This is a genomic window from Achromobacter sp. 1011811831, from assembly GCF_059760905.1.
In genome coordinates, this window is record NZ_JCBANG010000138.1 from 1 (window position 1) to 11,489 (window position 11,489).

At 59.1% G+C, this 11,489-nt stretch carries 10 protein-coding genes, 1 tRNA gene and 1 CRISPR repeat array; of the genes, 4 read left to right on the forward strand and 7 right to left on the reverse strand.

Translation table 11 applies throughout. The features are described 5' to 3' along the window. Positions 1-361: 361 nt before the first annotated feature. On the reverse strand, positions 362-532 hold the full coding sequence (locus AC6LJ9_RS29085) for a helix-turn-helix domain-containing protein (protein ID WP_498150253.1): 171 nt from the start codon (positions 530-532) through the stop codon (positions 362-364). A 132-nt stretch (positions 533-664) separates the two neighbouring features. Here AC6LJ9_RS29085 and AC6LJ9_RS29090 point away from each other — a divergent pair, with 132 nt between their 5' ends. Further along, positions 665-1,405 carry a hypothetical protein gene (locus AC6LJ9_RS29090; protein WP_498150254.1) on the forward strand — a complete coding sequence of 247 codons (741 nt, stop codon included), beginning with the start codon at positions 665-667 and terminating at the stop codon, positions 1,403-1,405. 1 nt (position 1,406) lies between these two features. Here AC6LJ9_RS29090 and mobV read toward each other — a convergent pair whose 3' ends face one another. The 4 genes from mobV to xth all read right to left on the reverse strand — a co-directional run bounded on the left by mobV (position 1,407) and on the right by xth (position 5,306). Continuing rightward, the gene (mobV, locus tag AC6LJ9_RS29095) at positions 1,407-2,471 is read right to left on the reverse strand and encodes a MobV family relaxase (protein WP_498150255.1); all 1,065 of its coding nucleotides are present in this window, start codon (positions 2,469-2,471) and stop codon (positions 1,407-1,409) included. A 394-nt stretch (positions 2,472-2,865) separates the two neighbouring features. Then, the gene (locus AC6LJ9_RS29100) at positions 2,866-4,302 is read right to left on the reverse strand and encodes a site-specific integrase (protein ID WP_498150256.1); all 1,437 of its coding nucleotides are present in this window, start codon (positions 4,300-4,302) and stop codon (positions 2,866-2,868) included. A gap of 81 nt (positions 4,303-4,383) precedes the next feature. Next, positions 4,384-4,459: transfer RNA gene (locus AC6LJ9_RS29105), tRNA-Ala, on the reverse strand. Between the two features lie 64 nt (positions 4,460-4,523). After that, entirely contained in the window at positions 4,524-5,306 is a 783-nt protein-coding gene (gene xth / locus AC6LJ9_RS29110; protein ID WP_498150260.1) for an exodeoxyribonuclease III, read from the reverse strand. Positions 5,307-5,827: 521 nt separating this feature from the next. Between xth and AC6LJ9_RS29115 the strand changes: the two genes are divergently transcribed. Next, the gene (locus AC6LJ9_RS29115; protein ID WP_498150261.1) at positions 5,828-6,013 is read left to right on the forward strand and encodes a double zinc ribbon domain-containing protein; all 186 of its coding nucleotides are present in this window, start codon (positions 5,828-5,830) and stop codon (positions 6,011-6,013) included. 120 nt (positions 6,014-6,133) lie between these two features. Here AC6LJ9_RS29115 and AC6LJ9_RS29120 read toward each other — a convergent pair whose 3' ends face one another. Both AC6LJ9_RS29120 and AC6LJ9_RS29125 read right to left on the reverse strand, forming a co-directional pair. Beyond that, positions 6,134-6,730, reverse strand: coding sequence for a hypothetical protein (locus AC6LJ9_RS29120; RefSeq protein ID WP_498150257.1), 597 nt, complete (start codon positions 6,728-6,730; stop codon positions 6,134-6,136). Positions 6,731-6,873: 143 nt separating this feature from the next. After that, positions 6,874-7,677 (reverse strand): FadR/GntR family transcriptional regulator, encoded by an 804-nt coding sequence (locus AC6LJ9_RS29125; protein WP_212318799.1) that lies wholly within the window; start codon positions 7,675-7,677, stop codon positions 6,874-6,876. A 312-nt stretch (positions 7,678-7,989) separates the two neighbouring features. Here AC6LJ9_RS29125 and AC6LJ9_RS29130 point away from each other — a divergent pair, with 312 nt between their 5' ends. Beyond that, positions 7,990-9,423 (forward strand): aldehyde dehydrogenase family protein, encoded by a 1,434-nt coding sequence (locus AC6LJ9_RS29130; protein WP_498150258.1) that lies wholly within the window; start codon positions 7,990-7,992, stop codon positions 9,421-9,423. Between the two features lie 406 nt (positions 9,424-9,829). Further along, positions 9,830-10,457: direct repeats of the CRISPR family, unit length 28 nt; unit sequence GTTCGCTGCCGTATAGGCAGCTTAGAAA. A 144-nt stretch (positions 10,458-10,601) separates the two neighbouring features. After that, on the forward strand, positions 10,602-11,309 hold the full coding sequence (locus tag AC6LJ9_RS29135; RefSeq protein ID WP_498150259.1) for a riboflavin synthase subunit alpha: 708 nt from the start codon (positions 10,602-10,604) through the stop codon (positions 11,307-11,309). Positions 11,310-11,489 lie beyond the last annotated feature (180 nt).

Sequence of the window (11,489 nt, forward strand, 5' to 3'; positions counted from 1 at the left end):
CCGCCTCGCGCAGAATCCGCACGATCTGCTCTTCGCTGTACCTCGCCTTCTTCATCTCGCTTCCCTCTTGCGTTGGAAGCTATTCTCTCAAATACCTGTTGGCACGAATTTCTCAGAGCAGGTCACTATCACACGGAGACTCCCGGTAAAGTCCCAACTCGCTTTTATGGCGGGTTAGGGTAAGCCTTTACCGGAACCGTGTGATAGCACGGTGAGGAAAAGCAGAAGACAAATCCCTCAGTACCAGAATATATGTCCTATCTTATAAGAGAATAAGACTATATGCGAAGCACTAATACCCGTAGGGTAAGAAGGATTACGAAGTAATCTAAAAAGGACGGCGGCAGAAAAAGCGGATTTATTAGATTTTATTAATCGCTTTTCCAGGGTCCATCTTGCAAGCCTCGCACCACTCCAGGAACTCAACAAGGTCGACATACTGCTCGCCTCGTTCCACCTTGGACACATAGCTCTGCCCCTTGCCAAGCAGCTTGGCAAGTTCCACTTGGGTGAGCCCTGCAGCTTGTCTCATCTGCTGGAGCTCCAGCCGCACTGACTCGTACCTTGGACCATAGAGCATGACAACATGCTATAGTCCGTTTCAGAATATTCGATTTTAGACTATTCTAGGAAAACTTAGACCCGTCCCTATTTGGAGTGTTCCGTGAGCGATGAAAGCTGGCTTCGTGATCTGCTGATTTTGGATGCAATTGAAAATTCTCGCAGCAATGATAATGGTTCGAGCGGGATTGGTTGGGGAGCAATTCCAGCAGTGGTTATTTTTGCCCTGTTGGCATTGGTGGCAGCCTATCCGATGACCCTGGTGATCCAGTACCGCCGCAAGGATTGGATGCCGTTTATCGCAACTTTGGCAATTCTGCCCATTGGTTTCTTGTGGGCTTGGCCTCGCCTCTTGTATCCCGACTCAGTTGCTTATTCATTGTTTGGCATTGAGTCTTCGATTGGGCTTTTCGCTCTCTACGGCTACTTGGTGTTCTTCTTTTGCCAAAGGCTCAACAAGAAGATTGCCAAGAGTTCCAATGTCGAACTTGATAAGAAGGGCTATTATGCATTTTTCTCATGCGGAATTTCCGTTGCCTTTATTTTGTGGGCAGCATTGAGCCAATTTAATTTCTTGATGGCACCGATCTACTGGTGGCTGAGCAGCTTCTTCAATGTGTCGTTTGACTCGGCATTTTATGATTACCAGATCTATCGGAAGATGATTTGGCCATTTGTTATTGGAGGAACGGCATTGGCAATCGTTCCATTGCAGGCATGGTTCCGCAGTCGTAAGGCTGCGGGATTGGTATCTGTTCCAGCAGGAATTGTTGTTTTGACAATTCCCGCCTCCTTGTTTTCGATTTTTGCTTTGTTTTTGCTCTTCAAGGCTCTGACTAACTAGTCTATATTCGTGAGTTTGGAAGGCTCTGCCCCGCAAAATTGGGAGAGGATGATAAATGAGGTTCGTACTTGTTCTTCATCCTCTCCAATTCTCGGCATAAAAGTGTGTTCTGTTCCATCAGCACCTCATTAGCTCTTATGTCAAGAAATCGTCCTTTGATCGCCTCTTGATATACATCCCTTCTGCTGTCCACCTCGGAAAGCTCTGCCCTCAGCTTTTCTCTGTCGGAGATGATTTCCTCTTGCAGACGATGAAAATCTAGTTTTCCCAACACTCGTGCAATTTTTTGCTGTTTGGCAAAAGATGCGATGTAGGGAGCAAGAAACTCACGGATTTTTTTTCGAACGGCATTCATGCTAAGCCGCTCGCCTATGGTCATTTCTATGTTATCTACGAGCTTGTCAATCTTTGTCTTATAGTCTGTCTGCATGGCAAGGTCGATGGCGCGATAAAAGGTCTTCATAGGAACATGCTTTCGCATTGAGCCTTTGACCCCCCGACGGAGTTTCCACTTTCCGTTATGTTCTGCATATCTATCCTGCAGTCCAACTAAGAACTCGGGATCGTATCGCTTGGCATTCAATGACCAGGTCTCTTTATGAAACTCGCCCTTTTGGTTCTTGTAGCGCTTAAGTGATTTCAACTCAGTTGAAATTAAAAAGTGGATGTGTGGGCTGCTCTCGTCCATATGAAGGACAGCAAATTTTAGCTGCTCACCGAATTCATTTTTCATAAATTTAACCTGATCTGCGGCCCACCGTCCTATCTGTTCGATAGTCTTTCCCTTGAAAAAATCAGGGGATGCGGTGGCGACAAATTCCAACATGAGCACATTGTCCTTCCGCTCTTTTATGCCGAGGCAGGCATAAAATTCGGACAATTTATCTTGTATGCTGGTCGCTTTTGTCATGTCTGCATCGAGCGAGTTGTACAGAATTTCGTTTTGTTCGCTGCGACTCTCATCGATGTTCGATTGCTGTCGCAATCTCAAATTGTGCTCCGCTGCTGCCGTGATCTGTGCCCGGGTTTTTACTTTCTTGGCTCGTAATATTGCATAGTGTGGCATTTGGATTTTCTTCTTATTTTTGTCTCCTAATATTTATTCTAGCGGAGTGCGAAGAAAAAACAAGGAAACTGTGCCGACGGCCCAGTATCACTCACTATACAAACCCACTACACTTCGTTTCGGGGTTTCCGTTCGCCACGGGGTTCCCCCCTTTGGATTCCCCAAAAGAACAAAGATGGGGCATGGCCCCTTGCCCCGTTCCGACTGAAAAAAAATACCAGCACAAGGCTGGTATTTTTATCTCAATCGGCCGATCAAAATAAGCGTTACTACTCCGTATTTTTTTGATTGGGGTGATCTGTTTGCCTTGCTTATTTTTTATTTGGTCGCGATAGCAATGCCCCGCAGGGACACTTCCGAAGCTCCCCGTTGAGGTGGTGGGAGGTGAAAGTTGTCAGCTTCTCTTGGATAGTGATGCAGAGTTTACTGTCCGTTTTGTTTTCGCTGCTTGATGGTTTTTCTGTTTTTCTTGTTTGGAGATTTCTCGTGCAATGAATGGCGAGAATTTTCCTTTCGTGTATTTAAGTTGGGAAAAATCAATCGGGAAATCCAATTTACTGGCGACATTTTCCAAGAGAAACCTGATCGTGTGGGGTTCGCTGTAAGTCTTAGAATTGATTGTGTCGTGTTCATGTCCGACGAATTGACAACGGCTTTCTTCAGGCACACCGGCTTGCTTGAGGCAGTTGTTCGCCGTCGAACGAAACGAATGAAACACCTTCGCCTTGTCTGTGATTCCAAGCTTATCCAGATACACCCCAAATCGCCTGCTGGGTTGTTTCCCGTAGTGCCCAAACTGGTCAGGAGACAACTCAGGGAAAAGTCGCCCATTGAAGTGCTGGACTTCCTCCAAGTAGTCGATAAGCCCCAAGTCCAACAGCACAGGGTGCACTGGGATCACTCGCTCGCTAGCCGGAGTTTTCAGAATTTTGTCTTCTTCTTCGTTGATGCTGACAGACCAGATACCATCGATTTTTGAGAAATCGTTGGTGCGAAGCTGGGACAATTCCGAGATCCTGCCGCCTGTGTACAGTCCAAGCAAAGGCAACCAAAATTCCTCAGGGTGCCTTGCTTTTTTCAGATTTTCCGCTGCAAAGATGCTTTGTAAATCTTCGGGGGAGAACGGCTTGCGATTGGGCTTGTGTTTTGCCTTGTTGAAGATCTTGTGCCCACGGGTCGGAATGATCTGTTCTTTGGGGAACGCCCCAATGGTCTTGGCAAACTCAAAGAGAGCATTCAGTGCGCCAAGGTACTTTGTCTGGATTGCCTGAGGCGATTTTCCTTCCGCCAGCAGGTCATCAATGTAAACCCCGATATCCTCATTGGTGATCAGTCTGATGGGGTAGGGGGTGACTTTCTTCCGCTTGGCTACCCAGTTGGTGAAGAAGGTGTGGTAGTTGCCGTACTCGTAGAGTGTCTTGCCCGATTTGATTTTTTCGTGGCGGGTTTGATAGCGGGTTGCCACTTCAGCAATGCTTGTCCCCGTCAGGTTCTCTTGCTGTTCTGGGGCAACACTCGGTGCTGGTGCTTGGACTGGCTTTGTACGAAGCGGCAGGGAGCCCACGAATCTTACGAGTTCGTCGGTATCTCGTGGGTTGCCTGGTTCTGTCTTGAAGTGCCAAGACCCGCTGCTATCCAGGACGGCTTCGAATCCCCTTGCCCGTTTCTTGAGTTCTTCCCAGTCCATCACGGCTTCCAGATAGTTCAAAGCCGAGAGCATAGCAACCGTTTTGTCTCGGGTGCGAAGGGATCGCTTGAACTGCTGACCGTTGGGGAGTCGGGTGTGCAGGTAGTAGATGCCCGCACGGGCATAGATGGGCAGGTTGAGCATAGGTAGGTGCTACCAATTCTGCTACCAGTGCCAACGACTGAAAAAAGAAAAGCCCCTGATTTCTCAGAGGCTTAGGGTGTTTGGTGGAGCGGAGGAGGATCGAACTCCCGACCTTCGCATTGCGAACGCGACGCTCTCCCAGCTGAGCTACCGCCCCAAATCAAGCAAGACCGCAACTATACAGGAAAATTTGCGCGCTGTGCAAAGCGCGCTGGAAATTCCTATTCGAAGGACAGCGTGGCGATCACCGGCGCGTGGTCGGACGGCTGCTCGTTGCGGCGCGGTTCCTTGTCGATGTCGCAGGCCACGCAGCGCTTGACCAGCGGCGCCGACAGCAGCACATGGTCGATGCGCAGGCCGGCGTTGCGGCGGAAGCCGAACTGGCGGTAGTCCCACCAGCTGAAGGACTTTTCGGGCTGCGGGAACAGGCGGAAGGAATCGGTCAGGCCCAGGTCGAGCAGGGCGCGGAAGGCGTTGCGCTCGGGCTCGGACACCAGCACCTGGCCTTCCCACTTTTCCGGGTTGTGCACGTCCTCGTCGGCCGGGGCGACGTTGTAGTCGCCCAGCACCGCCAGGCGCGGGTACTGGCCGATCTCGTCGGCCAGCCACTTGCGCATGCCCTCGAACCAGGCCAGCTTGTATTCGTACTTGTCGGAACCCACGCTCTGGCCGTTGGGGCAATAGGCGCAGACCACGCGGACGTCGCCGTCCGGGCTGGGCAGGGTCAGCGCCAGCACGCGCTGCTGCGGGTCTTCAAAGCCGGGGATGTTGCGCACCATGCCGGCGCCGGGCGTGCGCGACAGGATGGCGACGCCGTTGTAGGTCTTCTGGCCGGCCCAGACGGCGTGATAGCCGGCTTCGGTGAAGGCGGCTTCCGGGAATTTGTCGTCGGTCAGCTTCAGTTCCTGCAGGCACAGCGCGTCGACCGGATTGGCGGCCAGCCAGTCCAGCACCTGGGGCAGGCGCACGTTGAGGGAGTTGACGTTCCAGGTCGCTAACTTCATGGTCATTTTGGTCATGGTTCTTGCGGCTTTCCTGACGATCTACCTGGCAGGGGCCGCCGGACTGCGGATTCAGCGGTCGGCCTGATGCACAGGCCGGGCGCGAGGATGCGCAAGATGATACCGCGCCTGTCGATTGCTCCCTCCGGCCCGTCGCGAAGGGCGGTGCGACTCTCGGCGGAATGCAACCGGCCTGCACCCTTGGGCTGATGGTCGAATCCGAGCGCGCGCAGCGCGCCGCCTTTGCCATCGGAGGAACCCTGATCGGCATGATTTGCCTGGCCTTGCTCATCTGCAGGAAGTAGTAAGGGCGGGATCTCCCGACGCCTGCCCATTGTGCCGGTTGTGTTGACTCTAAAGTAGCTTCAGGCTTTTCAATCAAGCCCAGGTCAATGCCGCAAGGCGATTTGGAGTCCGACATGGGCATACTGAAGCATCTGCTGGGAGGCGGCCATGGCAGCCGCCAAGGCTACGGTTCACACGGCAACCGGCACGGCCAGAACGGATCCTACGGCGATCCGAACATGAATCCTCAACCTCGCCAGGCCGCGCTTGCCTGCGGCGCTTGCGGCGCGGCGCAGGCCGCCGGCGGCCGCTTCTGCGGGCAATGCGGGGCATCGTTGACGCCGGCCGCGTGCGCGCAATGCCGGGCGACGCTTGCGCCCGGCGCGAGTTTCTGTGGGCAGTGCGGCGCGCGGGCGCAGGCTTGAGCGCCCGCGTGCGGCGGCGCGGTGGTGCGTTGCGCGCATGCGCGACGCCGTCCTGATGGCGGCGTCGACCCGCGCACAAGACGCGCCGGACGACGGTTCCTGGGCGGCTTCGAGTCGCCGTCAGGGGGCGCTGGCCGGCGCCGGCATGGCGGCGGCCGGTTCGCGAAAGGCCAGCCAGGCATGCAGCGCTCCGGCGTGCACATGCGAGGCCACGCCGAATCCCATGGCGAGCGCGATCCCGCCCAGGGCGGCCGGTCCGGCGTCCCGCGTGCCGAGCAGCATGGCGGCCAGTTCCGGCAGCAGGCCCGAGGCGGCGCCCGCCGCCAGGAACAGGGCGCCGGCTGTGGCCTGGGCGGTGGCGGCGTGCTGGCGCGCCAGCGCGGCGCGGTCGGCATAGCCACGGCGGCCATGACGATAGTGGGTGCGCAGGATCGCGACGGCATTGCCGGCGGCGACGATGAGGGGCAGCGACCACCAGAAATACGGGTTGTCGCTGCGGGCATCGATGCAGAGCAGGACGACGACGAAGGCGAAGGTGGGCGAGGCCAGCGTGCAGATCGCCCAGGACAGCAACAGCCAGGTCCGCCACGGGCCGCGCCAGCGCAGGCTGGGCGGGGCGGCAACGGCGGGCGGCGAGTCCGGCGCCGAGGCGCCGAGCCAGGGCCTGCGGCCGTTGGCGTCCATCGTGCCGGTGCTGGGTTTGTCCGAGGATTGCAAGGCGCCACTCCGTCTGTTGGGCTGGCCGGCGGCGTGCGCGAACCGCCGGCGAGGCCGGGGGATTTCCCGGTCCATACCTATAGACGTTTCAGGCCATGTGAATCCGCACAGTTTTTTCGTAACACTGTGCGTCGCGACGACGTCTACTGTTCCGGTCCGCTGTTGAGCATCCGGCTGCGCGCCTTCTCGATATGCGAGCGCATGATGTTGCGCGCGCCCTCGGCGTCCTGTTCGCGGATCAAGCGGTAGATCTGGCGATGCTCGTCGATGGCGGCGCGGGTGCGCTTCCAGGGTTCGATATGGACCAGCTGCCGCATCACGTTGACGGCGTGGCTGACGTCGTACTCCAGCGACTTGAGCACCTGCACGAAGCGCTGGTTGCCGGTGGCGGCGGCGATGGCGCGATGAAAGCCGAAGTCGTGGTGGTGGGCGATGTTGCCGGACGCGTCCGCTTCCTCGTAGCCGGCCAGCATGCGGTCCATTTCCTGCAGGTCGCGCTCGCTGCGGCGCAGGGCTGCGAAATAGGCGCACTCGGGTTCGATCACCATGCGCAGCTCCAGCCCCTCGAGGATGTGGCCGACGCGCCGGGCCGGATCGACCGCGGGCATGCCGCCCATCAGGTCGGGCTTGGCGCGCACATAGGTGCCCGAGCCGCGCCGCGAGTCGACCAGCTGGTCCTCGCGCAGCCGGTCCAGCGCCTGGCGCACGACCGGGCGCGACACTTCGAACAGCGCGGCCAGTTCCAGCTCGGCGGGCAGCTTGCTGCCCGGCGCGATCTTGCCGGTGGCGATGGCGTAGAACAGGCTCTCGTACACGCGTTCGGCAAAACGCTCGGCCCGCACATAGCCCAGGCCGGACGCGACCTCGGCCAGCGCATCCAGTTCGGGCCTGGGCCGGCTGGCGGCCTGCAGCAGGGCATCGAGCTGCGGGTCACGCGTGTTGCTCATCGCTGCGCTCCTTCTGTCTGGGCTTGCGGCTTGTCATGCGCTTTGACAAGACCGGCGCGGGCGCGGGGCGCTCGCAATCCTAGGGATAACCCGAGTCGGGCTGGAAAATTCCTGAAGCTTGGGACAAAAGCTGTCAATGCAATTGACAAGTTGTCGGGCGCTCCCGTAATTTTCCATCAAATCACAAGGGCTGTGCGATCGACGCGCGCGCCGCGTTTCCGGCTCCCGCCGGAGATGCCCGGGAGACTCGGCGGCGCAGCCGCCAGCCATTTCAGCAACCGGCCATCCGGCCGCCACTTTACTGCGCACATCGTGAGCCAAAAGAACTTCATCGCCAATCAATGGGTGGCCGCCGCCACCGGTGAAACCATTCCCGTGCTGAACCCGTCCGACGGTCAGCAGTTCGAGACGATCGCGCGCTCGGGCCAGGAAGACGTGGACCGCGCCGTGGGCGCGGCGCGCACGGCGTTCGAGGGCGAGTGGGGGCAGATGGCGCCGGCCGCCCGCAGCCGCCTGCTGATGCGCATCGCTTTCGCACTGCTCGACCGCCAGGAAGAGCTGGCGCAACTGGAATCGGCCGACACCGGCAAGCCCATCAAGCAGGCGCGCGCCGACGCCGCCGCCGTGGCCCGCTACTTCGAGTTCTACGCCGGCGCGGTCGACAAGCTGCACGGCCAGACCATTCCCTACAACCCGGGCTTCACCGTGCTGACCGTGCGCGAAGCGCATGGCGTGACCGGCCACATCGTGCCGTGGAACTATCCGCTGCAGATCTTCGGCCGCAGCGTGGGCGCGGCGCTGGCCGCCGGCAACGCCTGCGTGGTCAAGCCGGCCGAGGATGCCTGCCTGTCCCTGCTCAAGCTGGCCGAGATCGCGGCCGAGGCCGGCCTGCCGGCCGGTGCGCTGAACATCGTCACGGGCTACGGCCACGAGGCCGGCGCCGCGCTGTCGGCCCATTCCGGCATCGACCACATCTCGTTCACCGGTTCGCCGCAGACCGGCAAGATGGTGGCGCACGCCGCCGCCGACAACCATGTGCCCGTCACGCTGGAACTGGGCGGCAAGTCGCCGCAGATCGTGTTCGACGACGCCGACCTGGACGCGGCCATGCCGGTGCTGCTGGCCGCCATCATCCAGAACGCCGGCCAGACCTGCTCGGCCGGCAGTCGCGTGCTGATCCAGCGTGGCGTGTACGAAACCGTGCTCAAGCGCCTGTCCGAAGCCTTCGCCGCCACCGTGACCGGCCCGGCGGCGCAGGACCTGGATGTGGGCCCGCTGATCAGCGCCCGCCAGCACGACCGCGTGCGCGGCTTCGTCGCCGAAGCCGAGGCCGAGGGCCTGAAGGTGGCGGCGCGCGGCAAGCTCAAGGACGGCGCGTCCGCGTCCGGCTACTACCAGGTGCCGGTGCTGTTCCGCGACGTGCCGCCGAACAGCCGCCTGGCGCAGGAGGAAGTGTTCGGCCCGGTGCTGGCCGCCATGGCCTTCGACACCGAAGAGGAAGCGGTCGCGCTGGCCAACGGCACGCTGTACGGCCTGGTCGCCGGCGTCTGGACGCGCGACGGCGCCCGCCAGCTGCGCCTGGCGCGCCAGCTGCGCGCCGGCCAGGTCTTCGTCAACAACTACGGCGCGGGTGGCGGCGTGGAACTGCCTTTCGGCGGTTCGCGTCAGTCGGGTTATGGCCGCGAGAAGGGGTTCGAGGCGCTGTATGGCTTCACCACCTTGAAGACGATCGCGATCAAGCACTGACGCGTTGGCGTGGTTTTTGTAGCAAGGCCGAGGCCGCGCCGGGAGCGCGGCCTCGGTTTTTTTGTTTTGGGGAGACATGCACGCCGACTCTTCATCGGCCTGTACGCATCCTGTATTTTCGGGAGAGGGGCGCGTTATTTGTTGCGACGGGATGCGGGCATGGCTGCGGGCCGACCCAGGCGGTTTTTTGGCGGGGGCGAGGGATGTTCCACAGTATTGCGGAAGACTGCCGGGAAGGGGCGTGGATCCTGATGTGGAAGGACTGCATGCGCCGAACCTTTTTTTTATGGGATTTAACGGCGCCATAAAAATCAAGGGCTTACGGACGGGGTGAAAATTTGGGTGTTTGAAACCCGGGGAGTGGTTTTTTCTTTAGAATCAAGCGACTGTGGAGTTTGATGCGCAGGTTCGCTGCCGTATAGGCAGCTTAGAAAGTGGCAGAAGCAGCGCCCTGGTCGCCCGTGGCGTTCGCTGCCGTATAGGCAGCTTAGAAATTGACCGGCTTGCACTCATGCAGCGCGTTGAAGTTCGCTGCCGTATAGGCAGCTTAGAAAGAGAAGATTCTCGGGCAAGAGTACGTCACGATGTTCGCTGCCGTATAGGCAGCTTAGAAATGATCCGAGAACACGGTCAAGCCGCGATTGATATTCGCTGCCGTATAGGCAGCTTAGAAAAGTCCGGCTCGAATACGGCTTCGGCGGGGATGGTTCGCTGCCGTATAGGCAGCTTAGAAAAAGACAGTACTGAGATCGCCAGGATCGGACCGGTTCGCTGCCGTATAGGCAGCTTAGAAAAGCACCAGCACCAACGCCGCCGGCGTGGCCACGTTCGCTGCCGTATAGGCAGCTTAGAAAATGTCGTGCGTCCGCCAGGATCCGGGATTCGCGTTCGCTGCCGCATAGGCAGCTTAGAAATCATGCCAGGAGGATGGCTAAATGTTGAAATCGTTCGCTGCCGCATAGGTAGCTTAGAAATGGAGCGCGCCGGCTGTCCAGCGCAGGGCGTCGTTCGCTGCCGCATAGGCAGCCAAGACAGTGAACGTTCCAACGGCCTGCTTCACCTGGGCCAATTCGCTACCATCCAGCCGCCACCAGGGACATCACCCGGCCCGAAGCAAAATATCGGTTAACGTTGATGTTTTGTTTCACGGGCGCGCCGCGCCCCGCATCAGGATTCGTATGTTCACAGGCATAGTCCAAGGCACCGCGAAGATCGCCAAGATCGCCGACCGCGAGGGCCTGCGCACTTTCACGCTCGATTTCCCGCCGGGCTTTTGTACTGATCTGGCGGTGGGCGCCAGCGTGTCCACCGACGGGGTCTGCCTGACCGTGACCGAGCTGACGGGCCCGGATCAGGCCACCTTCGACGTCATGCTGCAAAGCCTGGCCATCACCACCCTGGGCGCCTACCAGGAAGGCGACCGCGCCAATGTCGAACGCGCGGCCAAGGACGGCGCCGAGATTGGCGGGCATCCGCTGTCGGGGCATGTGGACTTCACGTCCGAAGTGGTGATGGTCAAGTCGTCGGACACGAACCGGCTGATGCGCTTCAGCATTCCCGAGGACTTCCGCAAGTACGTGTTCGCCAAGGGCTATATCGCCATCAACGGCGCCAGCCTGACCGTGTCCGAGGTCAATCGCGTCGAGGGCTGGTTCGAGGTCTGGCTGATTCCCGAGACGCGCCGCATGACGGTGTTCGAGGACAAGCAGGTCGGCGACGCCGTCAACATCGAGATCGAGCGCGGCACCCAGGTGGTGGTGGACACCGTGCGCGAGACGGTGCAGGAAAGCCTGGGCAAGCTGCAGCCGCTGCTGGAAGCGATCCTCAAGGAAAAGGGGCTGTCGCTGGAGGATTTCGTGACTCCGCAGCAGGCCAAGCTGAAGTAAGGCTCTTGAAGCAAGACTCCTAAAGCCAGGCCCTTGAAGCTGGACCCTTAAAGCCAGCCCCTTAAAGCCAGCCCCTGAAAGCCAGCCCCTGAAAGCAAACCGCCCCGCGGCACGAGGCCGGGGGCGGCAGGGTCTGCGCAACGAGGCTTGCGCAAGACATCATGCGCCCGCGTCCGGCTC